The following is a 24,130-nucleotide window of genomic DNA, read 5'->3' on the forward strand; positions in this document are numbered from 1 at the left end:
GGGGCGCAACACGCCTACGATCCGAATGACTTTCACGTTCTGGGAGGTACGCGTGACCCGTCCCGACGACGTCCTGGGCGCCGACTTCCTCTGGGGCGTCTCGACCTCCGCCTTCCAGATCGAGGGCGCGTTCACCGCCGGCGGCAGGCAGCCGTCCGTGTGGGACGCGTTCCCGGCGTTCGAGGGGCAGGACGCCTCGGTGGCGTGCGACCACTACCACCGCTACCGCGAGGACGTCGGGCTGATGCGGTCCCTCGGCGTCGGCGCCTACCGGTTCTCCGTGTCGTGGCCGCGGGTCCTCGCGGGCGACCTGGAGTTCTACGACCGGCTCGTGGACGAGCTGCTGGAATCCGGCATCGCGCCCGTCGCCACGCTGTACCACTGGGACACGCCCGTCGCGGTCGAGGGGGCCGGCGGCTGGCTGCACCGCGACACCGCCCACCGGTTCGCGGAGTACGCCGGGACGGTCGGCGCGCGCCTGGCCGACCGGGTCGCGATGTGGATCCCGATCAACGAGCCCGCGATGGTGACGCTCCTCGGGTACGCCGTCGGGCAGCACGCGCCGGGCAAGGCCCTCCTGTACGACGCGCTGCCCACCGCGCACCACCTCAACCTGGCGCACGGGCTGGCCGCGGGCGCGCTGCGGTCCGCCGGGGCGCGCGCGATCGGCACGGCCAACAACCACACGCCCGCGTGGCCCGCCGGTCCGTCCGACGTCCCGGCCGCCGAGGCGTACTCCGACCTGCACAACTGGCTCTACGCCGACGCGCAGCTGGCCGGGCGCTACCCGGACGCGCTCGCCGACCGCTTGCCGATCGTGGACGGCGACCTGGCGATCGTCGCCGCGCCGCTCGACTTCTACGGCGTGAACTACTACAACCCGACCCGGCTGCGGACTCCGTCCGAGGGCAACCCGCTGCCGTTCGAGCTGGTCGAGATCGAGGAGTACCCGAAGACCGGCTTCGGCTGGCCGGTCGTGCCGTCCGGCCTGTCGGAGATGATCTCACTGTTGCGAGATCGCTTTGTCGACTTGCCGCCCGTCTACGTGACCGAGAGCGGGTGCAGCTACCCCCACTCCCTCGACGACACCGAGCGGATCGCGTACCTCGACGGGCACATCGCCGAAGCCGTGAAGGCCGGCGCGCGCGGGTACTTCGTCTGGTCCTTGATGGACAACTTCGAGTGGGACTCCGGGTACTCGCAACGGTTCGGGCTCGTCCACGTCGACTACGCGACGCAACAACGCACACCGCGTGCCTCCTACGAGTGGTACCGCGATCGGATCAGGCAGTGACGGCGGAGGCGTTGGCCGAACCGGTCGTCCCCGTCCGCCGGTCGTGGATGACGTGGCTGTTCCTGGCCAACCTCGGGCTGTGGCTCGCCGTCTACGCCCCCATCCAGGTGCTCCTGCCGCAGCAGGCCGAACTGGTCGACGCGGCCGGCAAGGAAGCCGTGTTCGGCCTGGTCACGGGCGTCGGCGCGGTGGTCGCGCTGATCGCCAACCCGCTGATCGGGCTGTCGTCGGACCGCACCACGTCCCGGTTCGGCCGCCGGCACCCGTGGACGCTCGCCGGCGCGCTGCTCGGCGCGGTCGGGCTGGTGGTGCTGTCGTCGGCGTCCTCCGTCGGGGTGATGGTGATCGGGTGGTGCCTGGTGCAGGCCGGGCTGAACGGGATGCTCGCCAGCCTCACCTCCGCCGTGCCCGACCGCGTGCCCGTGCGGCAGCGGGCCAAGGTCGGCGGGCTCGTCGGCGTCTCCCAGATGCTCGGCACGGTGCTCGGCGCGGTCGTGGTGACGGTCCTGGTCAGCGGCCTGCCGGCGGGGTACCTGGCGTGCGCGGCGGTGGTCGTGGCGGGCGCGCTGGCGTTCGTCCTGATCACGCCGGACGTCCGGCTGCCGGTCGCCGCCCGCCCCGCCCTGCGGTGGCGCGAGCTGTGGGTCTCGCCGAGGCGGCACCCCGACTTCGCCTGGGCCTGGGCCGCCCACTTCATGATCAACCTCGGGAACGCGTTCGGCACCCTCTACCTGCTGTACTTCCTCGGCGACGTCGTCCGGCACCCGTCGCCCGAGGACGGCCTGCTGGTGCTGATGCTGCTCTACGGCGCGGCGCTGGCGATCGGCGCGTTCGCCGTCGGCGCCCGCTCCGACCGCACCGGCCGCCGCCGGCCGTACGTGCTGCTCGCGGCCGGCGTGATGGCGTCCGCCGCGCTCCTGCTCGCCGCCTGGCCCACGTGGACCGCGGCCCTCGTCGCGGCGCCGCTGCTCGGGGTCGGCTTCGGCGGGTACTGGGCGGTGGCGCTCGCCCTGCTCACGCAGGTCCTGCCCGCCGCGTCCGACCGCGCGAAGGACCTCGGCGTGCTGAACATCGCGAACTCGCTGCCCCAGGTGGTCGCCCCGCTGCTGACGACGTACGTGCTCGCGGCCCTCGGCGGGTACCGCGGCCTGTTCGCCGTCTCCGCGGCGGCCACGCTGTGCGCGGCCGTGCTCGTGACCAGGGTCCGATCGGTGGCATAGGGGGAGAACGTTGCGGTTGGCGGGTAGAGCGGTCGTGGTGACCGGCGCGTCGCAGGGCATCGGCGCGGCGACCGCCCTGACGCTCGCGAGGCGCGGTGCGGTTGTCGTGCTCGTGGCACGGGGCGCCGAAGCGCTCGACCGGCACGTCGAACGGATCAGGGCGACCGGTGGGCGTGCGGTGGCCGTTCCGGCGGACCTCGCGGACGTCGACGGGATCGGCGCGCTCGCCGAACGGGTCGTCGCCGAGGTCGGCGTGCCGGACGTGCTGGTGAACAACGCGGGCGTCGGCCGCTGGCTGTTCCTCGACGACACCCCGACCGCCGAGCTGGCCGGGATGATCGCCCTGCCGTTCACCGCCGCACTGCACCTGACCCGCGAGTTCCTGCCCGGCATGCGGGCCCGCGGTTCGGGGCGCGTGGTCAACGTCAACTCGCCGGTGTCCCGGCTGCCGATCCCCGGCGCGACGGGCTACGCGGCGTCCCGCTACGCGCTGCGCGGGCTGACCGCCGCGTTGCGCCTGGACCTGCGCGGCACCGGCGTCGGCGTGAGCGAGGTCGTGCCCGGCAAGGTCAGCAGCCGGTACTTCGCCAACAACCCCGGCGCGGAGGAGCGCATCCCGGCGCTGGCCCGGCTCATCCCCACCGTGACGCCGGACGACGTCGCGACGCGGATCGGGCGGGCCGTCGAGCGGGACCTGGACGAGGTGGTCTTCCCGTGGCAGCTCAAGGCGTTCGACGTGGCGGGCCGCCTGTTCCCCGGGCTCACCGGCTACCTGACCTGGCGGACCGGCACCCACCGCTGACCCGCGCCCGCCGCTGGCCCGCGCCCACCGCCGACCCACGCCCACCGGTGATCCGCGCCCACTGGTCATCCGCGCCCACTGGTGATCCGGGGCCGGACGTGGAGACGGCCCCGATGTCCGCGCGGGAGGTGCGGACATCGGGGCCGACGTGGTGCCCGCGGACCGGTGTCGGTCGGGGAGGGAAGGTGTGCACAACACCGGCCCGCGGCTGTCTGTGTGGAGTTGTGGCAGTACTAGCCGGCCGGCGGTCCGTTCGTCGCGGTCGGGGGTTCGCACGTCCCGGACCGCCGGCCAGTAGGCGGGTGCTCGACCGTGTCGCGTCGGGGGAACGACAGGTCGGGGCCGCCCGTTAGTGGGCTCGGACCACTCCCCGGCGCGACCGGGTGACAGGAGGCGTCACCGGCGCCGATCGGAGGTGCCGAGCCGGGCGCGGGGCCAAACCGCCCGCGACCAGGTGTTCGTACGCGGCGCGCCACACCGAGCACGGGCTCTTCTGCTGCCGCCACCGTCCGGAGCACTCGGGGCAGTTGCCCTTCTCGTCCGGTTCGTGCGCGGCGAGCAGCGCCCGCCAGCCCTCGGTCAGCCGAGGGAGCTCGGAACGTGCCACCGACAGGAGGGACGGGGCGTCGGCCTCGTTGGCCAGCTCCGTGAGCAGGTCCAAGCGTTCCCACACCGCGTTGCGAAGAACTTGTCCGAGGATCTCGTCCACCGAAACGTCACCGTCACCTTTCCGCCTGCTCGGCGGCCTCACGTAGCGCGGCCCTGAGTTGTACGAGTTGGTCGGCCGAGAGGACCGCCGTCTCACCGGGCGGGCCGACCAGGACCACGCGGCCCCGGTCGACCATCACGGTGAGGCAGCGCTCCCGGTCGACCACGTCGCTGCAGCGAATGCGCCACCAGCGACGTTGCCCGGTCGTGCCGCGCCATCCGGAGCCGAGGTCGGTCGGCTCCTGGACGGACAGTGGAGCCGGAGCGTCCCCGACCGCGGTGACGGCGGGCGCAACCGGTCCACCAGTGCTGGTGGCCACCGCCCGCTCGATCAGGTCCACGATCAGGTTCCTCTCCGTGCTCACTCGCTTACCGGAACCTAGATTGCGATGATTCAACCCGGATCGGGACGTCATAGCGCTGGCCGGTGCCCGTCCCACGGTAAGCGGTCACCGGAGTTCGGCAGGGCCGATCAGCTCTGCTGATCGGTACTTCTCGCAGTCGGGGGAGTGCCCCTACTCTGCGGTTGACGCCCAAAGGACTGTGAGGGGGCGCAATTGAACACCATCGGTTCGCCGAGTTCTCCTGTTACACCAGACGTCTGGGACCAGCAGGAGATGCGCGACGCCCTGGCCAGACGAGAGATCAGCGCGGTCTACCGCCTGCTCCGACGGCACGGGGTGTCGCAGCGCCAGATCGCGGCGCTGACGGGCCAGTCGCAGTCCGAAGTCTCGGAGATCCTCAAGGGACGCCAGGTCATGGCCTACGACGTCCTCGCGCGGATCGCCGCCGGCTTGGGTGTCCCCAGGGGGTACATGGGTCTCGCTTACGACGAGGCCACGGCAGTGAGGGTGGCCGCCACGGCGGAGGCACCCCATTCTGAGGAGGACGAGTCGGTGAAGCGAAGGAAGTTCCTCGCGCACGCCGCCGCCATCACCGTCGGCGCGGCCGTGTTCGGTACGGACTCCGGGTCTTGGGCTTCGTCGCCCGCGCAGACTCCGGCCCCTGGCCGCATCGGCATGACCGACGTCCGACAGGTCGAAGCGGCCACCAGGGCGTTGCGCACGTTGGACTACCAGTACGGCGGCGGCTCCTGCCGCGACGCGGTCGTGGCGCAGCTGTCGTGGGGCCAGCAGATGCTCGGCGCCAACGCCACCGACCTGGTCAAGGAGCGGCTCTACGTCGCGCTCGCCGACCTGCACAACCTGGCCGGCTGGACCTCGTTCGACACCGGCCTGTACGACTCCGCCCGCAACCACTTCGGCCAGGCGCTCGGCCTCGCCAAGCAGGGCCGCAAGGAAGAGCTCGTGGCCAACATCCTGTACCGGATGGGCCGCGTCTACCTGCACCAGGACGCGCCGGACGACGCGCTGAAGGTGTTCCAGCTCGGCCAGCTGGCCGCCCAGAACTCCGGCTCGGAACTCGCCGTCGGCATCCTGTGCGCCAACGAGGCCTGGGCCTACGCCAAGATGGGCTCCGACGACCAGGCGCTGAAGCTCCTGGGCCGCGCGCGCGACGAGTTCGCCCGCGCCAACATCGGCGAGGCGCCCGCGTGGGCGAAGTTCTTCGACGCCAACGACCTGTCGGCGATGATCGGCACGGTCCACACCGAGCTGGCGCAGACCGTGGACGCCAAGTACACCCGCACCGCGGTGCCCGCGCTGACCAAGGCCATCGGCGGCTACGGCGAGGACATGACCCGCAGCCGGTCGTTCAACCTCACCTCGCTGTCGATCAACCACCTGCTGGACGGCGACATCGACCACGGCGCCCGCCTCGGCCGGCAGGCGATCGAGCTGTCGGAGGGCCTGAAGTCGGTCCGCACGAAGGACCGGATGAGGCCGCTGCTGCACGAGGCGGAGAAGCGCCGCAACAACCCGGATGCCCGTGAGCTGGCGGAGCGCCTTGCGAAGTTCACCGGCAACGACAGCGCGGCCTGACGCCGCCGCGGGGGTCGGACTCCTGGACGGCAGGTTCACCCCCGACGCGCTGACCGCCGTCCTGGAACGGCTGTGCGCCGAGCTCGGGTTGGCGCACCGCGGCGCCCGGCTCGTGAAGTTCACCAGCAACGCCGTGTTCGACCTGCCCGCGGAGCGGGTCGTGGTCCGGATCGTCGGCTCGATGAACCTGCGCCACCGGGCGCACAAGGTGGTCGAGGTCGCGCGGTGGCTCGCCGCGCACGACGTGCCCGCGGTGCGGCTGGTCGAGGACGTCCCGCAGCCGTTGGAGGTCGGCGACCACCTGGCCACCCTGTGGCACACCGTGCCGTCCGGCGGGAGACCGGTCGACGGCCGTGACCTGGGCCGGGTGCTGCGGCAGGTGCACGCGCTGCCCGCGCCGGCGTTCGAGCTGCCGCGGTGGACGCCGCTGGACGACGTGCGGCGGCGGATCGCGGACGCGGAGGAGCTGTCCGCGCCGGACCGCCGGTTCCTGGAGGACCGGTGCGCCGCGGTGGAGCACCGGCTGGCCGGCGTGCGGACCGTGCTGCCGCCCGGCGTGCTGCACGGCGACGCGCACCTGGGCAACCTCATCCCCAGCCCGGACGGCCCCGTGATCTGTGACTTCGACTCCACCAGCCTGGGCCCGCGCGAGTGGGACCTGAGCACGCTGCCGGTCGGCGTCGCCCGGTTCGGCCACCCCGCCCGGTGGTACCGGCAGCTGGCCGACGAGTACGGCTTCGACGTCGCGAGGTGGACCGGGTTCCCGGTGTTGCGCGAGGTCAGGGAGCTGAAGCTGACGACGAGCGTGCTGCCGATCATGCGCAGCCACCCCGGCGTGCGCGACGAGCTGCACCGCCGGCTGAAAGCGCTCCGGGCGGGCGATACCACGACTCCGTGGACGCCCTACCGTTGATCACCCGATCGTGGGCAATCCCGCGTGATGTGGCCGCGGGGACGAACCCGTAACGCCGCACGCGCGTCTGACGAATGACGCATCGACGGGATGCGTGACGGGTCGCGAGGTGCGCGTGGTCGGAAAACTGCGGGGTGGGCGGCGTGGGCGCGCCAAGCGCGCGCTGGAAGCCGCCAGGATGCTGGACGAGGTCGTGGACACCCAGCTGCCGCTGCTGGCGTCGTTCGACGAGCGCCGCCGCCGCCGTTCCGCGGACTACCTGGCCGAACTGGTGAAGCTCGCCCAGGACTACCGCTACTTCGCCAACGGCTGGATCGACGCGGCCGAACTGGAGCGGCGGGGCCGGCGCGCGATGACGGAACTGACCCGGCTCCGCGAGGACCCCACCGCCCGACTGTTCAGCGACTAGGGCGTTCGGCGCAGCTCGTCGCACCGAACGGACCACTCACCGATGGCTACCCGCGCCAGGCTCCTCCCTCCCACGCCGCCGCGGCGTAGTCGCGGAAGCTCTTGGGCGGTCGGCCGGTGACCCGCTCGACGGTGTCCGTCGGCTCCGACTCACCCCACGCGTCCCACGCCGCGATCTGCTGTTCGGCCAGGTCGGCGGGCATGACGGCCCGGTAGTCGTCCGGCGTGCCGCGGTACTCGACGGCCCGCCCGGTCAGCCGGGTGATCTCCGCCAGGGCGTCCGGGAACGACAGCGCCTCCGGACCGGTCAGCTCCAGCACCTGCCCCTCGTGCCCGTCACGGGTGAGCGCGGCGACCGCCACCGCCGCGATGTCGTCGGCGTCGACGAAACCCAGCCGCCGGTCGCCGAGGGGCAGCACGAGTTCGCCCGCGAGCACCGAGGGCCGGAAGAAGCCCTCGTCGAAGTTCTGGTCGAACCAGTCCGGCCGCACCGCGGTCCAGTCGACGCCGGACTCGCGCACCAGCCGTTCGGCGGCGAGCAGCCGCTCGTCCCGCATCTCCTCGACGCCGCGGCTGGAGAGCAGCACGAACCGCCGCACGCCGCGCCTCACGGCCTCGTGCGCGAACTCCGGTTCGACGGGCAGTTCGTGCGGCGCCATCAGGTAGACGCGTTCGACGCCGTCGAGCGCGTCCGCCCACGTGGTGGGGTCGGTCCAGTCGAATCGCACCTGGTCGGGGGCATCCCGGCGGGACGCCCGGCGCACCGGGTGGCCCGCTCGGGTCAGCTGAGCGGCCACCCGCCTGCCGGTCGAGCCGGTGGCCCCCAGGACGAGGATCGGTGAATCAGCCATGCCCCGACCTCATCACAGGGGTCCGACATCCCGGGCGCGCCGACACCTGGGGTGACGCCCGGTCAGGCGACCGGCGCCCGCGACAGGACGACGGCGAGGCCGAACGCGACGCCCATGACGGCCAGTTCGACCGCGGCCCACGTGACGAGCGCCGTGGGCTTGTGCTGGGCGATGTGCGGCAGCAGCCGCCAGCGGATGTTGGCGCCGAGGACCGCCAGCAGCGCCGCGCACACCACCTTGCCGACCAGCACCAGGCCGTACGAGGTGGTGAAGAGGGAGCCGGGCAGGGAGACGACCGGGTTCAGCGCCAGTTCCAGCAGGCCGTTGAACAGGCCCGTCACCGAGACCAGGACCAACGCCACCGTCGCCAGCTTGGAGAACTTCGGCAGCGCCTCGGCGAGCAGCCCGCGCCGGTGGGCGACCAGCACGACCAGGGCGGCCAGGCCGCCGGTCCACGCCGCCGCGCCGAGGACGTGCAGCTCCATCGAGATCATCGAGTAGTCGTGGTACTTCCAGTTCGACGCGTGGCCGGTCACCGGCAGCGGCAGGACGCCGAACATGGCGATCAGGATGCGCAGCTCGGCGGGCACGGTCTCGCCGCGCCGCACCGCCACGACCCCGATCCACAGGTACACCAGCGCGCACACGCCGCTGAACAACAAGCCCTGGCCCGCGCCGACGCGCTGGACGTAGTCCACGACCATCGGCATGGTCAGCTCGGCGTCGGGCCGCGTCTCGTACGCCCGGATCACGATGGACAGCAGGGCGGTGAACGCCCACACGGCCGCCGCGATCACGGCGGCGGGCCGGGCGACGCGCAGCACCGGCTCGGTGGCGGCGGGTCGCCCGAACCCGAGCAGCTTCGGCAGCAGCGACAGGCCGACGACGACCGTCGCGGCCACGTCCAGCAGCGTCCGGACCAGCGGGTGGGCGAACCGGACCACCGCGCCGGGCTCGGCGACGCCCACCGCTTCCGGGGTGGTCGACAGGCCGAGCCCCAGGAAGACGCCGACGGCTCCGCCCGCGAGCAGGCCGCCGGCGACCCAGTACCTGGTGGTCGGCGCGGTGGTCCGGTTCACCGTCATCGCCCGGGGTTCTCCGTGCCGCCGGACGGCCCGGCCTTGCCCGCTCCGCCGGCTTGGCCGGAGCGCGCCGTGCCGCCACCGCCGCCGCGCAGGGCGAGGAACACGCCGCCGCCCAGCAGCACGACGGCGCCCGCGATCCACACCCAGATGGGCACGCCACCCGCGCCGGGCGGCACGGACGCCGGGTCGGCGTCCGGCGAGACCGACACCGGCGCGGGCGTGCCGTCACCCGCCTTGGTGAGGGTGAACTTGATCGAGCCGGTCACCGGGTGCCCGTCCGCGGACAGCACCCGGTAGCCGACGGTGTACTCGGCGGCCGGCCCGAGCGGCCGGACCGGGAAGACGACGCTGTTGTTCTTGACCGTCGGCTCGCTGTCCGCTTCCCAGCGCGTGCCCTCGGGACCGGTGACGGTGACCGTGTTGAACTTCTCCCCGTCCTGCACGGGCTGGTCAAAGGTCAGCGTGATCGTCGTCGGTCCGGTCGCCAGCTGCGACCCGTCCTTCGGGTCGCTGCCGACGAGCACGTTGTGCGCGAGCGCCGGCGTGGCGGCGCCGAGGACGACCCCGCCCGCGACGAGGCCGGTCAGCAGCAGCGAGACGACGCGCCTCATGCCGTCGTCTTGCCCGTGCGGCGGGACCGCAGCACGGCGCCCGCTCCCAGCCCGAGTCCGAGCGCGCCGACGGCGAGGCCCGCGCCGCCGAGCCAGCGGGCGGTGTCGTCCGTCGTGGGCGACGCCGCGGCGACGCCGTCACCCGTCGAGGCGACGGCCGTGGCCGTGCCGTGGTCGTCGCCGTCCTTCTTCGCGACGAGGGTCAGCACGGGCGCGGGGCGGTCCGGCTCCTCGGCGCCCTCGGCGGGCGGCGGGGCGTTCCAGTCGACGACCTCACCGCTGTCGTAGGTCTGCTTGGCGGGCAGGACCAGCTTGTCGGTGTTGTCCGGCAGCGGGCCGACGGACAGGTCGAACTCGTTGAACTGCCCCGGCTCGATGCGCGTGCCGGGCTCCGCGGTCCACGTGACGGTGCGGACGGCCTCGGTGACGTCGCGGCCGTGGCTCTTGACCGGCGTGGCGAGCTTCTCCTTGACCGCCTCGACCTTCCAGCCGGGCGTCGGCTTGGTGCTGACCGAGGCCAGCGGGTACTCGGCGGGCAGGGTCAGTTCGAGCTTCACCGTGCCCGCGTCGGGCCGTTCGTTGGGCACGCGCAGCGTGACCTTGGTGTACCCGCCCTGCACGGCGTCCTTGGGCGTGGACGCGGTGACGTGCGCGGACGCCGGGCCGGCCGTGGTGAGCGCGAGGACGGCGGCCGTGGCGAGGACGGCGCCTGCCTTGGCGAGCGTGCGCACGCCAAATTGATTTGTCGACATGAAGTTGTGGCTCCTGAGACCAGAGGTGTCTGTCGGGGACTCGGGTGATCAGGAACCAGGGGGACCGCGACGGCCGTTCACCCGCCGCAACAGCACCGAGACCGGCGTGGTCGCCGCCGGCGCCGGGACCAGCGCCACCGGCGCGCCCACCGGGGCCAACGGCTCCAGCGGCGGGAGCAGCCGGAACACCGCGGTGACCAGCGCGCTCAGCGCGGCGTCCGCGCGGGCCAGCAGCAAGCCGGTGAGCAACGCGGCGACGACGTGCGCCGCGGTCATCGCCGCCGGGCCGAACCCGAGGCCCGGACCGTCCACCCCGTGGTGGCCCAGGTTCAGCAGCGCGTGCTGCCCGACCTGGGCGACGCCCAGCGTGGCCAGGGTCGTCCACGGCCGGCGGCCGCGGTCGGCCAGCGCCGTGCCCGCGAACGCGATCAACAACGTCAGCGGCAGGGCGGGCGCGAACTCGGTGACCGCGCCACCCGCCGCGCCGTGCGCCGCGACGCTGAGCGCGGCGGACGTGACGGCCAGCAGCACGGCCCGCGCGAAGCGGGTCGGAGCAGGCCGTGTGGTCACACGCAGAGCGTAGGAGGTCCAGACCCGCCCGTGGCAGCCCCCACCGGGATTCGGGGGTTTCGACTAGGCCGAACGGGGGAACCGAGTGCCCGTGACACCCGCCGACAAACCCGTCGACCAGCCCTTGCCCGGAGACCCCGGCGCGGGCAGTCCCACCGCGGACCGACCCGGCCGCACCGACCGTGCCGTCTTCGGCGTGGCCGCCGTGGTCACGCTCGCGTTCGTCGGCTGGGGCATCCTCGGCACGTCGTCCCTCGCCACGGCGTCCAAGACGGCCCTGACCTGGATCATCGGCAACCTGGGCTGGGCGTTCGTGCTCACCGCGTCCGGGTTCGTGGTGTTCGCCCTGTGGCTCGCGGTGAGCCGCTACGGCCGCATCCCGCTCGGCCGCGACGACGAGGCGCCGGAGTTCCGCACGGTGTCGTGGGTCGCGATGATGTTCAGCGCGGGCATGGGCATCGGGCTGATGTTCTACGGCGTGAACGAGCCGCTGTCCCACTTCGTGCAGCCACCGCCCGGCACCGTCGAGGCCGGCTCCGACCAGGCCGTCCAGACCGCGATGGCCACCACCCTCTTCCACTGGACCCTGCACCCGTGGGCGATCTACGCCGTCGTCGGCCTCGCCATCGCCTACGGCAGCTTCCGCCGCGGCCGCAGCCAGCTGATCAGCGCGGCGTTCGCGCCGCTGCTCGGCGAGCGCCGCGCCCGGGGACCCGCCGGCCGGGCCATCGACGTGCTCGCGATCTTCGCCACGCTGTTCGGCTCGGCCGCGTCCCTCGGCCTCGGCGCGTTGCAGATCGGCAGCGGGCTCGAAGTGGCGGGCTGGCTCGGCGACGTCGGCAACGGGGTCGTCGTCGGCGTCATCGCCGTCCTGACCGCGGCCTTCGTCGCGTCCGCGGTGTCCGGCGTGGCCAGGGGCATCCAGTGGCTGTCCAACACGAACATGGTGCTGGCCCTGGTGCTCGCCGCGTTCGTGTTCGTCGTCGGCCCGACGGTGTTCGTGCTCAACCTCGTGCCCGCCGCGATCGGCGACTACTTCCGCGACCTGGCCGACATGGCCGGCCGCACCGCCGCCTCCGGGGGCGACGCGACCGAGACGTGGCTGTCCGGCTGGACGATCTTCTACTGGGCGTGGTGGATCTCGTGGACGCCGTTCGTCGGCATGTTCATCGCCCGCATCAGCCGCGGCCGCACCATCCGGCAGTTCGTCGCCGGCGTGATCGGCGTGCCCAGCCTCGTGAGCCTCGCCTGGTTCTGCGTGTTCGGCGGCACGGCGATCTTCGTGCAGCGGTCCGGCACGGACCTCGCGGGCACGTCCTCCGCCGAGGGGCAGCTGTTCGGGCTGCTCGACCAATTCCCGCTCGCGCCGGTCGCCGGCGTCGTCGTGATGCTGCTGGTCGCGATCTTCTTCGTGTCCGGCGCGGACGCGGCGTCCGTCGTGATGGGCACGCTCTCGCAGCGCGGCTCGATCCGGCCGGGCAAGGGCGTCGTCGTCTTCTGGGGCGTCCTCACCGGCGTGGTCGCGGCGGTGATGCTGCTGGTCGGCGGCTCCAGCGGGCTGACCGGCCTGCAGAACCTCACGATCATCGCCGCGCTGCCGTTCCTGGTGGTCATGGTCGCGCTGTGCGCGTCCCTCGCCCGCGACCTGCGCAGCGACCCGCTCATCCGCCGCGAGGAGCGCGTCGCCGAGGTGATGGAGGAGGTCACCGCGCGGGCCGACCGGGTCGGCCCGGAGGAGGCGGCCTACCGGGCCGTGGAGCAGCTCACACGCCGAGGCGTTTGAGCAGCTCCGCCTCCAGCCCGTCGAGGTCGGTCGAGACGGCGCGGTGGGCGGCCTTGCGCCGCGGCGTGGGCATGCGCTCCGACGCCCGCACCGCGGCCAGCAGCTGCGCCAACCGCGTCTCCGTGCGCTCGACGTACGCCGGCTCGGTGTCCCTGAGCTGCCCGAGCGCCTCGCTGAACCCGACGATCCGGGCGTGCAGGCTCGCGCCCTTGCCCGAGTACCTGGTCAGCTCGTCCACCGGGATGCCGAGCCGTGACGCCCGGAAGTGGTCGTACCGGTCGCTCACGAGGGCCGCGGCCCGCGCCGCGATCGGCGCCATCACCGGGATCAACGCCGGCGCCAGCACCTTGGCCACGCCGACCAGGTTCTTCGCCCTGCCGGGGGTGAACCCCTTCGCCTTCGCACGCGCCATGACCGCACCTCTGTCCGATGGCCGGCTCCGCCGGCGGTCCCAACCCCAGACCCTAGAGCCGTTCCGGCAAAAGATCGACTCGACTCCGCGAGGTTGCCGGTACGACGACCCACCCGTCGTCATACCCTGCACCGGTGACTTCCCAGGTGCAGCTCGACGCCGGTGTGGTCACTCGTTGCCGGCGGCGGGTGCACCTCGAACACGATCCGACCATGCGCGACGCGCCCACGCTGCCGCCCGACCCCACCGGTCAGCAGCGCAAGGCCGACGCGGTGGAACACCGGCGCGCCGTGGCAACCGCGCTCGGGCGCGTCGTGGGCTCCGACCTGATGGAGATCCCGCACGACGTCCCCTCGGCCGACCGCGAACGCGTCACGCTCGCCGCCATGCAGGCCGGTGTTCCGTTCATCTGGGGCGCCGCCCTGCCCCGCGACCCGCGCGGCGGCCGTCGCGGCGGCATCGACCTCCTCGTCAAGGAGAGCACCGGGTACGTGCCCGTGCTCGTGGTCCGGCACAAGGTCAGCGACCCCGGCCAGGGCGCCCGCACGTCGCCCCTGACGTTGCCGCGGCCCGGCGGCGCGCGCGTCGACCCGCTGCGCAAGGTCCGGCCCCAGCCGCGCGACCAGCTCCGGCTCGCCCACGCCCAGCGGCAGCTCCAGGCGTCCGGGTTCGCCGCGGCCGGCCGCGCCACCGGCGGCGTCATCGGCATGGACGCCGACGTCGTCGTCTGGCACGACCTCGAAGCGCCCACCTGGCCCGGCGGCCGCAACGCCCTCGCCGAGTACGACAGCCGCTTCTCCGACCGGCTCGCCGTGGCGTCCGCCGCCGCCACCGGCGCCGAGCCGCTGGCCCGCCCCTCGCGCATCGTCGAGTGCCGCAGCTGCCCCTGGTGGCCCGTGTGCGAGACCGACCTGAAGGCCGCTCGGGACGTCAGCCTCGTCGTGCGCGGCGAGGACGCCACCGCCCTGCGCAAGGCGGGCGTCACCACCGTGGACGACCTCGCGGGCCTCGACCCGGACCAGCAGGTCGTCCCGCTCGTCGGGATGCTGCACGCCGACGCCGTCATCCTCGCCCGCGCCTGGCTGCGCGACCTGACCGTCGTGCGGCGGGTGTCGCGGATGGACGTGCCCCGCGCCGACGTCGAGGTCGACGTCGACATGGAGAGCTTCGGCGACCTCGGCGCGTACATGTGGGGCTGCTGGCTGTCCGGCAAGGACGTCGGCGAGGAGCACGGCTACCGGGCGTTCGCGACCTGGGAGCCCCTGCCGTGCGCGGACGAGGCGCGGTCGTTCGCCGAGTTCTGGGGCTGGCTCACCGGCGTCCGCCTGCGCGCCCGCGCCCGCGGCCTGTCGTTCAAGGCCTACTGCTACAACGAGCTCGCCGAGAACCGGTGGCTCCTCGGGTCGGCCGAGCGGTTCAAGGGCCAACCCGGCATCCCCACCCTGGGCCAGGTGCGGGAGTTCATCTCGTCCGACTCGTGGGTCGACCTGTTCGGCATCGTGCGCGAGCAGTTCCTGTGCGCCCACGGCAAGGGCCTGAAGACCATCGCCCCCGTCGCCGGGTTCCGCTGGCGCGACCCCGAGGCCGGCGGCGAGAACTCCATGCGCTGGTACCGCGACGCCGTGGGCATGGACGGCCACCCGCCGGACCCCGACCAGCGCCGCCGCCTGCTGGAGTACAACGAGGACGACGTCCGAGCCACCCACACCCTGCGCGCGTGGATGACCTCGGACGCCATGGACGACCTACCGTTCGCCGGCGACCTCTGACTGTGTTGGATTGCGCCGCCTCCGGCGTCGCGGGCTCGACCCCCAAAGCGAGGTCGCGTCGATCGTTCGCGACTCATTTCCCGGCGATCACGCTTTTCGATCGCCGGGAAATCAGCCGCGAGCGGTCGACTCAATGGCGACCGAGCCGCCGCCTGCGGAGCAGCGGCCATGTCACCGCGGCGCCATCCGCAGGGCGCCGTCCATGCGGATGACCTCGCCGTTCAGGTAGTCGTGCTCCACGATCGACACGGCCAGCCGCGCGTACTCCGCCGGCTGCGCCAGCCGCTTCGGGAACGGCACGCCCGCCGCGAGACCGGCCCGGAACTCGTCCGACACGGTCGCCAGCATCGGCGTGTCCACGATCCCCGGCGCGATCGTCATCACCCGCACGCCGACCGACGACAGGTCGCGCGCGGCGGGCAGCGTCATGCCGACCACGGCCGCCTTCGACGCCGCGTACGCCACCTGCCCGATCTGCCCGTCGAACGCTGCGATCGACGCCGTGTTGATCACGACGCCCCGCTGCCCGTGCTCCAGCGGCTCGGTCCGGCCCATCGCCGCCGCCGCCAGCCGCAGCACGTTGAACGTGCCGACCAGGTTGACGTCGATGACCTTGCGGTACAGGTCGAGCGGGTGCGGGCCGGACTTGCCCACCGTCCGCGCCGACGGGCCGATGCCCGCGCAGTTCACCACGATCCGCAGCGGCGAGCCCGAACCGGCGGCCGTGTCGACGGCGGCCTGGACGTCGTCCTCCGAGGTCACGTCCGCCGTCAGGTACGTGACGCCGTCGACCTCCGGGGCGTTCTCCACCGAGAGGTCCAACGCGAACACCGTCGCCCCGCGCTCCGCCAACGCCCGCGCGGCCGCGTTGCCCAGACCGGACGCGCCGCCCGTGACGATGGCCGCGGTACCCGAGATCTCCATACATCCTCCTGTCCTGGGACGAGGAGGTTAACGGTCGTTCAGGCCCCGCCGCTCCGAGAGGTGCAGCAATGCGACCAACGGCACGGCCGCGAGCAGCGCCAGCCCCACGAACAGCAGTGAGATCAGGACGAGTTCCATGCCCAAGACCCTGCCCGTCTCCCGCCGAATCCGCGTCCACCGCGAGAGGTGTTCGCGCGTACACCCAGGGGACTACCCACATCACTCTCCGCATACAACTGGTGTTTGAGCCACGGCAAACTTCGGCTGACACCGTCACCGGCATGTTCGTCCGACGGATCGCGGTCGTGGGAACGGGTTACGTGGGCCTGACGACGGGGGCGTGCCTCGCCTCCCTCGGACACCGGGTCGTGTGCGCCGACGTGGACGCGCTGAAGGTCGCCCGGCTCCGCGCCGGCCAGGTCGACATCCTCGAACCGGGCCTCGCGGAACTGGTCGTCCAAGGCCGGTCCGCCGGTCGGCTGGAGTTCGTCGAAGGCGCGCGGCACGCCGTCGCCGACGCCGAGGTGGTGTTCCTGTGCCTGCCGACGCCCATGGGCGCGGGCGGCGCGGCGGACCTGAGCGCGGTCGAGGCGGTCGCGCGCGAGATCCGCGACGTCCTGCCGTACGGGGCGGTCGTGGTGTGCAAGTCCACCGTGCCGGTCGGCACGTCGGTCAAGGTCGCGGCGCTGCTGGGGCGCGACGACGTCGCCGTCGTCTCCAACCCCGAGTTCCTGCGCGAGGGCAGCGCCGTCCGGGACTTCCTGCACCCCGACCGGATCGTCGTCGGCTCCGACTCGCCGCAGGCCGCCGAACGCGTCGGCGCCCTGTTCAGCAGGCTCGGCGCGCCCACCGTGCTCATGGACGCGGCCAGCGCCGAGATGGTCAAGTACGCGGCCAACTGCTTCCTCGCGATGAAGCTGTCCTACGTCAACGCGGTCGCCGAGCTGTGCGAACTCGTCGGCGCGGACGTCACCTCGGTCACCGAGGGCATGGGCTACGACAAGCGCATCGGCCAGTCGTTCCTCAACCCCGGACCCGGCTGGGGCGGGTCGTGCCTGCCCAAGGACACCCACGCGATGGTGCGCATCGCGGACGCCGTCGGCGTCGACTTCTCGCTGGTCAGGGCCACGATCGAGACGAACGCCCGGCAGCAGCGGCGGGTGGTGGAGAAGGTGCGGCGGGCCGTCGGCACGTTGGTCGGCTCCCGGATCGGGGTGCTCGGGCTGGCGTTCAAGGCGGGGACCAACGACCTGCGTGACTCGCCCGCGCTGGCGGTGGCGGAGCTGCTGGCGTTCGAGGGGGCGGAGCTGGTCGCCTACGACCCGGAGATCACCCGGCCGCTGGTCGGCATGACGGTCGTCGACTCGCCGTACGCGGCGGTGCGCGGTGCGGACGCCGTGGTGCTGCTCACCGAGTGGCCCGAGTTCCGCGCGTTGGACTGGGGGCTGGTCGCCTCCGTGATGTCCGGCTCGACCGTTCTGGACACCCGCAACCACCTCGACCCGGACGCGCTCTCCCGCGCCGGACTGGTCCTGCACGGCCTCGGCCGTGAGCTGCGGGTGCCGGACGAGGCCGTGTGAGAGGGCGTCGCGTTCAGTAGATCTTCAGGATGCGATCTAGTTAGCGGGGGTAACAAAACCGGGTAAGTGGACGTAGGTTGTTGAAATGTTCACCACCCGTCCTGAACTAGTCGGCACGCACGGAATGGTCGCGTCCACGCACTGGCTCGCCTCCAGCGCGGGCATGGCCGTCCTGGAGGACGGCGGCAACGCCTTCGACGCCGCGGTGGCCGTCGGCTTCGTGCTGCAAGTGGTCGAACCGCACCTCAACGGCCCCGGCGGCGAAGTGCCCGTGGTGTTCGCCGCCGTCGGCGAGACCACCCCGCGCGTGCTGTGCGGGCAGGGCGGGGCGCCCGCCGGGGCCACCATTCGGCACTACCGCTCCGAAGGGCTCGACCTCGTGCCCGGCAGCGGACTGCTCGCCGCCACCGTGCCCGGCGCGTGGGACGGCTGGCTCACGCTGCTGCGCGACTACGGCACCAAGACGTTGCGGGACGTCCTGGGGTACGCCATCGGGTACGCCCGCGACGGGTTCCCGCTGCTGGAGCGGACGTCGTTCACCATCTCCGCGGTCGCCGACCTGTTCCGCGAGCACTGGTCGTCGTCGGCGGCGCTGTGGCTGCCCGGCGGCAAGCCGCCCGAGGCGGGCGCGCGGTTCCGCAACCCGAAGCTCGCCGACACGTGGGAGTGGCTGCTCGCGGCGGGCGAGGCGGCCGGGTCCGATCGCGAGGCGCAGATCGAGGCGGCGCGACGGGCGTGGTCGCAGGGGTTCGTCGCGGCGCAGGTGGACGAGTTCTTCCGCATCGCCCACCGCGACGACTCCGGGGTGGACCACGCCGGTGTGCTGACCGGTGAGGACATGGCGTCGTGGGAGGCGACCTACGAGGACGCGGTGAGCGTCGACTTCGGGTCGTGGACCGTCGTGAAGCCCGGCGCGTGGACCCAGGGGCCCGTGCTGCTGCAGCAGTTGTTGCTGCTGGAGGGCTTCGCCGATCGTTTGTCCTATGTGGACGGGGTGCCGACGGCGGAGACCGTGCACCTGGCGGTGGAGTGCGCCAAGCTGGCGTTCGCCGATCGCGAGGCCTGGTACGGGGACAGCGGTGACGTGCCGCTCGACGTCCTCCTTTCGAGGGAGTACGCGGCGGGGCGCCGGCAACTCGTTGCCGATCATGCTTCGCTGGAACTGCGGCCGGGTTCACCCCGGGGCGTGGATCCGCGGCTCCCGGGGCACGTTTTGCGCGGCCCGGATGTTGCAAGCCAAAAGGACAGCGGCGGCGCGCTCGGCGAGCCGACCGTGTCGAGCACCGGTGCGGTCAAGGGAGACACGGTCCACGTCGACGTGGTCGACCGGTGGGGGAACATCGTCTCCGCCACCCCGTCCGGCGGCTGGTTGCAGTCGTCGCCGACCATCCCGTCGCTCGGGTTCTGCCTGGGCAGCCGGGCGCAGATGTTCTGGCTTGACGAGGGCCTGCCGAACTCCCTGGCCCCCGGCAGGCGCCCGCGGATCACCCTGTCCCCGACCCTCGCGCTGCGCGACGGCCTGCCCGCGATGGCCTTCGGCACCCCCGGCGGCGACCAGCAGGACCAGTGGCAGCTCGGCTTCTGGCTCGCGCACACCGTCGGCGGGATGAACCTGCAGGAAGCCATCGACTCGCCCATGTGGCACACCAACGCCTTCCCGAGTTCCTTCTACCCCCGCTCGTGGACGCCGGGCGAGGTCGTCGTGGAGTCCCGCTTCCGGGACATGGACGCCCTCCGCGACCGCGGCCACAGCGTCGTGGACGCGGGCCCGTGGAGCCTGGGCCGGATGTCCGCCGTCGCAAGGGATTCCCGCGACGGCCTCCTGCGAGCCGCCGCCAACCCGCGCGGCGCCCAGGGCTACGCCGTGGGCCGCTGACGCACGGCGGTCCTCGTGGTGGTGATGGTGGTTGTGGCGGAGCGGCCCGGCCCGAGGGGGGAGGGGGCCGGGCCGCTCCGGCTCAGGGGGTGGACGTCAGGCCCGCGTGGTCGAAGCGCTCGCGGTGGCCTTGACGACGCCCTCGGGCGGAAACCTTCGCCATTGGCGGTGCCAGTTCAAGGTCACTGACCCGAACGAGTGGAGTAGTTCACCCGTTCCAGCGGAGTCCCGTTCCAGTGGAGTCCCACCGTGCAGACCCGCGTCGAACCGCGCCACACCGCGACCGAGTAGACCCCGCCCGGCGCCCCGGCCCGCGCGAGGAACTCCTTCGCGCACCCCCGCGTGTACCGGTCCTTCCACTGGGCCCCGCGCTCGATGTACCAACCGTGGTCGTCAACGGTTTCCACGTGCTCGCACACGAGCGAGCCGTTGTCCTGCCGCCGGAAGTACTCGATCCGGTGCAGGTAGGCCGTGTCCGTCATGGAGCCACGGTCCTCAGCGGAAGCCCTGGTTGGGATTCTCACCCGCTGCTTCCGCCGCCGTAGCGTTGCGCAGTCGGATGATCACCGGCGGATCAACGGAGGTGGTGCGGTTGACCAGGAACGAGCCGACTCACCGGATGCGCAGGCTGGGTGAAGTGCTGCGGGAACTGCGCCGGCGGGCCGGGCTCTCGCAGCAGGAGGCCGCCGACCGGCTCAACTACGACCACCGAAAGATCAGCCGCATCGAGAAGGGCCAGAAGCCGGACTACCACGGCATGCGCGCCATGCTCGACACCTACGGCGTGCCGTTCTCCCAGTGGGAGCCGTACATGGAGATGTACGCGCGGGCGCTGGAGAAGGGCTGGTGGACCAAGTACGACCTGGAAGACCAGGGCTATATCAGCCTCGAACACGACGCCTCCAAGGTCTCCGACTTCCAGGTCACCTACATCCCCGGCCTCCTCCAGACCCCTGAATACCTGCGAGCGGGCTTCGCCAGGGCGAGGGTGCAGCGGTCGCGGAAGTGGATCGACAACCAGGTCGAGGTGCGCATGCTCAGGCAGGAGCGCTTGACCGCCAACGAACCTCTCCGCTTCCACACGATCATGCTTGAGAGCGCTCTCGCGCAGGCCTCCGAGGCGCAACTGCGGCACATCGACAAGCGCGCCCGCCTCGACAACGTCACCGTTCAGGTGCTCACCCATGCGGCCGGGCCGAACGACGGTCAGATGGGACCGTTCACCGTCCTCGACTTCCCGGCGAAAGCCGACCGTTCGGTGCTGTACGTCGAGCATGCCGCCGGTGCCCAGCACATCGAGGACCCGTCGAAGGTCAAGGTCGCTAGGCTGACCTTCACCCACCTCTCGAAGTTGGCGTTATCTCCGGACGAGTCCGCCGATTGGCTTGGGAGGTTGGCAGCTGAGCGATCGGGAACGAGGTGTCACCGTGTGGCGGAAGAGCAGCCGTAGCAACACTGGTGGGAACGGCAACTGTGTCGAGGTCTCGCTGGCGGGCCGTTCGGCGCGGGTGCGGGACTCGAAGAACCCGGCCGGGCCGACGGTGGCGCTGCCGGACTGGCAGGGGTTCCTGGACGCGGTCAAGCGCGGGACGTTCGGCCGCTGAGCGATAGAGATCGAGGTGTCACCGTGTGGCGCAAGAGCAGCCGTAGCAACAACGGTGGGAACGGCAACTGTGTCGAGGTCTCGTTGACGGGCCGTTCGGCGCGGGTGCGGGACTCGAAGAACCCCGCCGGGCCGACGGTGGCGCTGCCGGACTGGCAGGGGTTCCTTGACGCGGTCAAGCGCGGCCAGTTCACGGTCTGACCAGGCGGTAGTGTGCTGTAGAACTATTTGTTCTACAGTTGGTCCGTGGGCGAGTCGTCAACCATCGGGGTCCGTGAGTTGAACCAGCGCACCAGCGCCGTTCTCAGGCGGGTGCGTGCCGGCGAGCGCATCACGGTCACCGAACACGGTGAGCCGGTCGCCTACCTGGTTCCCGTCCAGCCGAACACCGATGTGCTCGACCGGCTCGTGGCGGCCGGCCAGGCGATCGCGCCCACCCGCACCGGTCCGCTCGCCCTGCCGCCTGACTGGGGAGACGCGGACGTGGATGTGGCGGCCGAACTCGTCGCGGCGCGCGACGAGGAGCGTTGGTGATCTACCTCGACACGTCCGCGTTGGTGAAGCTCACGCGTCGCGAACCAGGCACGACCGAGCTGCTCGACTGGCTCAACGCGGACGACCGACTCGGTGTGCGGCGGGTGTCCTCCGTGCTCGCGGAGGTCGAGTTGGCCCGCGCTTTGCGGCGTTCCTCGCCGAAAGCCCTGGCGAACGTGCCGGTCGTCCTGTCCGACCTGTACCTGGTGGAGATCACGCCCGTGGTGCGCCGGACGGCCGCCTCGTACGACGACCCGCTGCTGCGATCGCTGGACGCGATCCACCTTGCCACTGCCCAGGTCCTGACCGGCGGGCTCGACGCGTTCGTCACCTACGACAAGCGCCTGTCGGAGGCTGCGGCGGGGGTGGGGTTGACCGTGGCGGCGCCGGGCTCGTACGACGGCTGACGTACGGGCGTGAGCCGCCTCCGAGGTGACGCTGACCCGCGCCGACCTCCCGTACCGTCATCCGCATGGCGTGGTTGGCGTGGGTCTGGTTCGCGGCGACGTTCGCGCCGCTGATCTGGCGCAAGCGCTTCCCCGTGGCGGTCATCGCGGTCACGGGGGTGTCCACGTGGCTCTACTACGTCACCGGCCACTGGGGTCCGCTCATCGCCGCGCCCGCCATCGCCGTCCTCTCCCTGCGCCGCACCAGGGTCGCCGAACAGCGGAGCCGCCAGGTGGAAGAAGAACGGCTGCGGATCGCGCGGGAGGTCCACGACGTCGTCGCGCACAGCCTCGCCATGATCAACGTGCAGGCCGGGGTGGCCGCGCACGTCGCCGACCGCCGGCCCGACGAGGCGGTGAAGGCGCTCAAGGCGATCAAAGAGGCGAGCGGGCACGCCTTGGACGACCTGCGGGCCACCCTCGGCGTGCTCCGCACCGGGGAGGGGACGACGCCCGTCCCCAGCCTCGACCGGCTCGACGACCTGGTGAAACCGGTCGCCAAGGCCAGGGTCGTCGGCTCGCCGGGCGACCTCCCCGCCGCCGTGGACGCCGCCGCGTACCGGGTGGTGCAGGAGGCGTTGACCAACGCCATGCGGTACGCCCCGGACGCGTCGGAGATCGTCATCTCGTTCGAGCACACCGACGACGCGCTGGTCCTCACCATCGCCGACGACGGCGCGGGCGGGGACGGGCGGACGTCGCAGGGCGTGGGCAGCGGCATCCGGGGCATGCGGGAACGGGTCGAAGCGCTCGGCGGCACGCTGGACGCGGGACCATCGGCCCGCGGCTTCGCCGTCCGGGCAGTCCTACCGTGGGAGGTTCGTGGTGATCAGGGTGGTGCTGGCCGACGACCAGGCGTTGGTGCGCGCGGGTTTCCGCCTGCTGCTCGACACGGAGGACGGGTTCGAGGTCGTCGGCGAGGCCGGTGACGGGGCGGAGGCCGTGCGGCAGGCCCACGAGCACCGCCCGGACGTCGTCGTGATGGACATCCGGATGCCCGGCACGGACGGCCTGGCCGCCACCCGGCGGATCTGCGCCGAGCTGCCGGACGTGAAGGTCCTCGTCCTCACCACCTTCAACGTGGACGAGTACGTCTTCGAGGCGTTGCGCAGCGGCGCGTCCGGCTTCCTGCTGAAGGACACGGACCCGGTGGAGCTGCTGCACGCCCTCACCGTCGTCGCGGAAGGTGACGCCCTCCTCGCACCGAGTGTCACCCGAAAGTTGATCGAGGAGTTCGCGAACCGACCGGAGCACCGCCGTCCGGACCCGAAGGCGCTGCGCGAGCTCACCGCGCGGGAGCGGGAGATCCTGGCGCTCGTCGCCGCCGGCATGTCGAACGAGGAGATCGCCGACCACCTGGTGATCAGCCCGGCGACATCGCGGACGCACGTCAGCCGGGTCATGACCAAACTGGGTGCGCGGGACCGCGCGCAACTCGTGGTGCTGGCCTACGAATCAGGATTGGTGTCGCCCCGGCGAGGGTGAATATTCATAGTTGGAGCCCTCGCATTGACCCCCGCGAAAGGCTCGTCGAAAAGACTTCGGAATCACGGACAGTGACGGAAACGACGACACCCGCCGCATTGTGTGTGCGGCGGGTGACGTGGGTGGAAGGGGTCAGGCGATAGCGCCGGGCGGCAGCTTCAGCTTGAACGGCAGCGTCGTCACGACCGCGAGGTCGGAGGCCGTCTGCTTCATCAGCGTCGGCGCGTTGCGCGATCCGGGCTCCGGCAGGTCGAGCAGCCGGTCCACGGCCTCGACCAGCGGTCCCTCGTAAATCCAGACGGCCTGGGCGGCCCGCTGGCTGTCCCGAACGGCCGGCAGCCTGCCCGCGCGGGCCTCGGTCTCGGACCAGAACAGGATCGAGTCGATGTAGCCTCTGCGCTGCTTGAACGCCATGATGCGGTCGAGCTGTCCGTCCTCGTCCCGGAGGTGGAGGAACTGGAACCCGCTTTCGCGCAGCTCGATGACCTTGCTCAGTGCGAGATCCATGACGCACCTACCTCTGTTCTGAGGTCCCCTAGCAGGTACCGGTCGTACGACCCGAAA

Annotated in this window: 28 protein-coding genes; 17 read left to right on the forward strand and 11 right to left on the reverse strand. The window is 72.1% G+C overall.

Features of this window, described 5'->3' with window-relative positions; translation table 11 throughout:
• Nucleotides 1-52 precede the first annotated feature (52 nt).
• Genes ACRAKH_RS00180 through ACRAKH_RS00190 form a run of 3 tightly spaced genes read left to right on the forward strand, consistent with a single transcriptional unit; the run spans nt 53 to nt 3,316 of the window.
• Nucleotides 53-1,294 (forward strand): glycoside hydrolase family 1 protein, encoded by a 1,242-nt coding sequence (locus ACRAKH_RS00180; protein ID WP_380724173.1) that lies wholly within the window; start codon nt 53-55, stop codon nt 1,292-1,294.
• 47 nt (nt 1,295-1,341) lie between these two features.
• The gene (locus tag ACRAKH_RS00185; RefSeq protein ID WP_380724190.1) at nt 1,342-2,514 is read left to right on the forward strand and encodes an MFS transporter; all 1,173 of its coding nucleotides are present in this window, start codon (nt 1,342-1,344) and stop codon (nt 2,512-2,514) included.
• Nucleotides 2,515-2,530: 16 nt separating this feature from the next.
• The gene (locus tag ACRAKH_RS00190) at nt 2,531-3,316 is read left to right on the forward strand and encodes an SDR family NAD(P)-dependent oxidoreductase (RefSeq protein ID WP_380724172.1); all 786 of its coding nucleotides are present in this window, start codon (nt 2,531-2,533) and stop codon (nt 3,314-3,316) included.
• Nucleotides 3,317-3,665: 349 nt separating this feature from the next.
• Here ACRAKH_RS00190 and ACRAKH_RS00195 read toward each other — a convergent pair whose 3' ends face one another.
• Together ACRAKH_RS00195 and ACRAKH_RS00200 are read right to left on the reverse strand one after the other, a co-directional pair.
• Nucleotides 3,666-4,025: a hypothetical protein gene (locus tag ACRAKH_RS00195; RefSeq protein WP_366195961.1), complete on the reverse strand. Its 360-nt coding sequence runs from the start codon at nt 4,023-4,025 to the stop codon at nt 3,666-3,668.
• A gap of 13 nt (nt 4,026-4,038) precedes the next feature.
• Nucleotides 4,039-4,389, reverse strand: a complete 351-nt coding sequence (locus ACRAKH_RS00200) for a hypothetical protein (protein WP_380724171.1) — start codon at nt 4,387-4,389, stop codon at nt 4,039-4,041.
• Nucleotides 4,390-4,641: 252 nt separating this feature from the next.
• Between ACRAKH_RS00200 and ACRAKH_RS00205 the strand changes: the two genes are divergently transcribed.
• The 3 genes from ACRAKH_RS00205 (at nt 4,642) to ACRAKH_RS00215 (ending at nt 7,286) form a co-directional block, all read left to right on the forward strand.
• Complete coding sequence (locus tag ACRAKH_RS00205) at nt 4,642-5,964, forward strand: helix-turn-helix domain-containing protein (protein WP_380724189.1); 1,323 nt, start codon at nt 4,642-4,644, stop codon at nt 5,962-5,964.
• Nucleotides 5,965-5,986: 22 nt separating this feature from the next.
• On the forward strand, nt 5,987-6,877 hold the full coding sequence (locus tag ACRAKH_RS00210) for an aminoglycoside phosphotransferase family protein (RefSeq protein ID WP_380724188.1): 891 nt from the start codon (nt 5,987-5,989) through the stop codon (nt 6,875-6,877).
• Between the two features lie 115 nt (nt 6,878-6,992).
• A complete protein-coding gene (locus ACRAKH_RS00215; protein ID WP_380724170.1) occupies nt 6,993-7,286 on the forward strand; it encodes a hypothetical protein in 294 nt (97 codons plus the stop codon).
• A 46-nt stretch (nt 7,287-7,332) separates the two neighbouring features.
• Here the strand turns inward: ACRAKH_RS00215 and ACRAKH_RS00220 are convergent, their stop codons facing one another.
• The 5 genes from ACRAKH_RS00220 to ACRAKH_RS00240 form a co-directional block, all read right to left on the reverse strand.
• Nucleotides 7,333-8,136 carry an NAD(P)H-binding protein gene (locus tag ACRAKH_RS00220; RefSeq protein WP_380724169.1) on the reverse strand — a complete coding sequence of 268 codons (804 nt, stop codon included), beginning with the start codon at nt 8,134-8,136 and terminating at the stop codon, nt 7,333-7,335.
• A 62-nt stretch (nt 8,137-8,198) separates the two neighbouring features.
• Entirely contained in the window at nt 8,199-9,221 is a 1,023-nt protein-coding gene (locus ACRAKH_RS00225; protein ID WP_447009546.1) for a copper resistance D family protein, read from the reverse strand.
• A complete protein-coding gene (locus tag ACRAKH_RS00230) occupies nt 9,218-9,832 on the reverse strand; it encodes a copper resistance CopC family protein (RefSeq protein WP_380724167.1) in 615 nt (204 codons plus the stop codon). The genes ACRAKH_RS00225 and ACRAKH_RS00230 overlap by 4 nt, the downstream gene beginning before the upstream one ends.
• The gene (locus ACRAKH_RS00235; protein WP_447009547.1) at nt 9,829-10,584 is read right to left on the reverse strand and encodes a YcnI family copper-binding membrane protein; all 756 of its coding nucleotides are present in this window, start codon (nt 10,582-10,584) and stop codon (nt 9,829-9,831) included. The genes ACRAKH_RS00230 and ACRAKH_RS00235 overlap by 4 nt, the downstream gene beginning before the upstream one ends.
• Nucleotides 10,585-10,632: 48 nt before the next feature.
• On the reverse strand, nt 10,633-11,154 hold the full coding sequence (locus tag ACRAKH_RS00240; protein WP_380726033.1) for a hypothetical protein: 522 nt from the start codon (nt 11,152-11,154) through the stop codon (nt 10,633-10,635).
• A gap of 91 nt (nt 11,155-11,245) precedes the next feature.
• Here ACRAKH_RS00240 and ACRAKH_RS00245 point away from each other — a divergent pair, with 91 nt between their 5' ends.
• A complete protein-coding gene (locus ACRAKH_RS00245; protein ID WP_380726035.1) occupies nt 11,246-12,937 on the forward strand; it encodes a BCCT family transporter in 1,692 nt (563 codons plus the stop codon).
• Here the strand turns inward: ACRAKH_RS00245 and ACRAKH_RS00250 are convergent.
• Nucleotides 12,918-13,349 carry a DUF6474 family protein gene (locus tag ACRAKH_RS00250; protein WP_380726037.1) on the reverse strand — a complete coding sequence of 144 codons (432 nt, stop codon included), beginning with the start codon at nt 13,347-13,349 and terminating at the stop codon, nt 12,918-12,920. The genes ACRAKH_RS00245 and ACRAKH_RS00250 overlap by 20 nt on opposite strands.
• A 134-nt stretch (nt 13,350-13,483) precedes the next feature.
• On the opposite strand from ACRAKH_RS00250, the gene ACRAKH_RS00255 reads away from it, so the two are divergent.
• Entirely contained in the window at nt 13,484-15,118 is a 1,635-nt protein-coding gene (locus ACRAKH_RS00255; RefSeq protein ID WP_380726039.1) for a TM0106 family RecB-like putative nuclease, read from the forward strand.
• Between the two features lie 171 nt (nt 15,119-15,289).
• Here the strand turns inward: ACRAKH_RS00255 and ACRAKH_RS00260 are convergent, their stop codons facing one another.
• Nucleotides 15,290-16,042 (reverse strand): SDR family NAD(P)-dependent oxidoreductase, encoded by a 753-nt coding sequence (locus ACRAKH_RS00260; protein WP_380726041.1) that lies wholly within the window; start codon nt 16,040-16,042, stop codon nt 15,290-15,292.
• Between the two features lie 281 nt (nt 16,043-16,323).
• On the opposite strand from ACRAKH_RS00260, the gene ACRAKH_RS00265 reads away from it, so the two are divergent.
• Complete coding sequence (locus ACRAKH_RS00265; protein ID WP_380726043.1) at nt 16,324-17,622, forward strand: UDP-glucose dehydrogenase family protein; 1,299 nt, start codon at nt 16,324-16,326, stop codon at nt 17,620-17,622.
• Between the two features lie 85 nt (nt 17,623-17,707).
• Nucleotides 17,708-19,498, forward strand: a complete 1,791-nt coding sequence (locus ACRAKH_RS00270) for a gamma-glutamyltransferase family protein (RefSeq protein WP_380726045.1) — start codon at nt 17,708-17,710, stop codon at nt 19,496-19,498.
• Nucleotides 19,499-19,680: 182 nt separating this feature from the next.
• Here the strand turns inward: ACRAKH_RS00270 and ACRAKH_RS00275 are convergent, their stop codons facing one another.
• The gene (locus tag ACRAKH_RS00275) at nt 19,681-19,980 is read right to left on the reverse strand and encodes a hypothetical protein (RefSeq protein ID WP_380726047.1); all 300 of its coding nucleotides are present in this window, start codon (nt 19,978-19,980) and stop codon (nt 19,681-19,683) included.
• 110 nt (nt 19,981-20,090) lie between these two features.
• Here ACRAKH_RS00275 and ACRAKH_RS00280 point away from each other — a divergent pair, with 110 nt between their 5' ends.
• The 7 genes from ACRAKH_RS00280 (at nt 20,091) to ACRAKH_RS00310 (ending at nt 23,566) form a co-directional block, all read left to right on the forward strand.
• The gene (locus tag ACRAKH_RS00280) at nt 20,091-20,948 is read left to right on the forward strand and encodes a helix-turn-helix domain-containing protein (protein ID WP_380726049.1); all 858 of its coding nucleotides are present in this window, start codon (nt 20,091-20,093) and stop codon (nt 20,946-20,948) included.
• Nucleotides 20,926-21,102 (forward strand): DUF397 domain-containing protein, encoded by a 177-nt coding sequence (locus ACRAKH_RS00285; protein ID WP_380726051.1) that lies wholly within the window; start codon nt 20,926-20,928, stop codon nt 21,100-21,102. Before ACRAKH_RS00280 ends, ACRAKH_RS00285 begins: the two co-directional genes overlap by 23 nt.
• A 23-nt stretch (nt 21,103-21,125) precedes the next feature.
• Nucleotides 21,126-21,302: a DUF397 domain-containing protein gene (locus ACRAKH_RS00290; RefSeq protein WP_380726053.1), complete on the forward strand. Its 177-nt coding sequence runs from the start codon at nt 21,126-21,128 to the stop codon at nt 21,300-21,302.
• A gap of 45 nt (nt 21,303-21,347) precedes the next feature.
• The gene (locus tag ACRAKH_RS00295; RefSeq protein ID WP_380726055.1) at nt 21,348-21,635 is read left to right on the forward strand and encodes a type II toxin-antitoxin system Phd/YefM family antitoxin; all 288 of its coding nucleotides are present in this window, start codon (nt 21,348-21,350) and stop codon (nt 21,633-21,635) included.
• Complete coding sequence (locus tag ACRAKH_RS00300) at nt 21,632-22,042, forward strand: type II toxin-antitoxin system VapC family toxin (protein ID WP_380726057.1); 411 nt, start codon at nt 21,632-21,634, stop codon at nt 22,040-22,042. Before ACRAKH_RS00295 ends, ACRAKH_RS00300 begins: the two co-directional genes overlap by 4 nt.
• Nucleotides 22,043-22,107: 65 nt before the next feature.
• On the forward strand, nt 22,108-23,010 hold the full coding sequence (locus ACRAKH_RS00305; protein ID WP_380726059.1) for a sensor histidine kinase: 903 nt from the start codon (nt 22,108-22,110) through the stop codon (nt 23,008-23,010).
• Nucleotides 22,907-23,566: a response regulator gene (locus tag ACRAKH_RS00310; protein WP_380726061.1), complete on the forward strand. Its 660-nt coding sequence runs from the start codon at nt 22,907-22,909 to the stop codon at nt 23,564-23,566. Before ACRAKH_RS00305 ends, ACRAKH_RS00310 begins: the two co-directional genes overlap by 104 nt.
• A gap of 132 nt (nt 23,567-23,698) precedes the next feature.
• On the opposite strand, the gene ACRAKH_RS00315 is transcribed toward ACRAKH_RS00310, so the two are convergent.
• Entirely contained in the window at nt 23,699-24,073 is a 375-nt protein-coding gene (locus ACRAKH_RS00315) for a hypothetical protein (RefSeq protein ID WP_380726062.1), read from the reverse strand.
• Nucleotides 24,074-24,130 lie beyond the last annotated feature (57 nt).

The sequence above is a fragment of the Saccharothrix hoggarensis genome (genome assembly GCF_052936025.1).

What these genes read in the sequence shown, in the direction of transcription:
- ACRAKH_RS00250 (WP_380726037.1), bottom strand. Translation starts at nt 13,349, where the DNA reads ATGGCGCGTGCGAAGGCGAAGGGGTTCACCCCCGGCAGGGCGAAGAAC.
- ACRAKH_RS00305 (WP_380726059.1), top strand. Translation starts at nt 22,108, where the DNA reads ATGGCGTGGTTGGCGTGGGTCTGGTTCGCGGCGACGTTCGCGCCGCTG.
- ACRAKH_RS00265 (WP_380726043.1), top strand. Translation starts at nt 16,324, where the DNA reads ATGTTCGTCCGACGGATCGCGGTCGTGGGAACGGGTTACGTGGGCCTG.
- ACRAKH_RS00185 (WP_380724190.1), top strand. Translation starts at nt 1,342, where the DNA reads ATGACGTGGCTGTTCCTGGCCAACCTCGGGCTGTGGCTCGCCGTCTAC.
- ACRAKH_RS00275 (WP_380726047.1), bottom strand. Translation starts at nt 19,980, where the DNA reads ATGACGGACACGGCCTACCTGCACCGGATCGAGTACTTCCGGCGGCAG.
- ACRAKH_RS00270 (WP_380726045.1), top strand. Translation starts at nt 17,708, where the DNA reads ATGTTCACCACCCGTCCTGAACTAGTCGGCACGCACGGAATGGTCGCG.
- ACRAKH_RS00230 (WP_380724167.1), bottom strand. Translation starts at nt 9,832, where the DNA reads ATGAGGCGCGTCGTCTCGCTGCTGCTGACCGGCCTCGTCGCGGGCGGG.
- ACRAKH_RS00315 (WP_380726062.1), bottom strand. Translation starts at nt 24,073, where the DNA reads ATGGATCTCGCACTGAGCAAGGTCATCGAGCTGCGCGAAAGCGGGTTC.
- ACRAKH_RS00205 (WP_380724189.1), top strand. Translation starts at nt 4,642, where the DNA reads ATGCGCGACGCCCTGGCCAGACGAGAGATCAGCGCGGTCTACCGCCTG.
- ACRAKH_RS00225 (WP_447009546.1), bottom strand. Translation starts at nt 9,221, where the DNA reads ATGACGGTGAACCGGACCACCGCGCCGACCACCAGGTACTGGGTCGCC.
- ACRAKH_RS00235 (WP_447009547.1), bottom strand. Translation starts at nt 10,584, where the DNA reads ATGTCGACAAATCAATTTGGCGTGCGCACGCTCGCCAAGGCAGGCGCC.
- ACRAKH_RS00220 (WP_380724169.1), bottom strand. Translation starts at nt 8,136, where the DNA reads ATGGCTGATTCACCGATCCTCGTCCTGGGGGCCACCGGCTCGACCGGC.
- ACRAKH_RS00260 (WP_380726041.1), bottom strand. Translation starts at nt 16,042, where the DNA reads ATGGAGATCTCGGGTACCGCGGCCATCGTCACGGGCGGCGCGTCCGGT.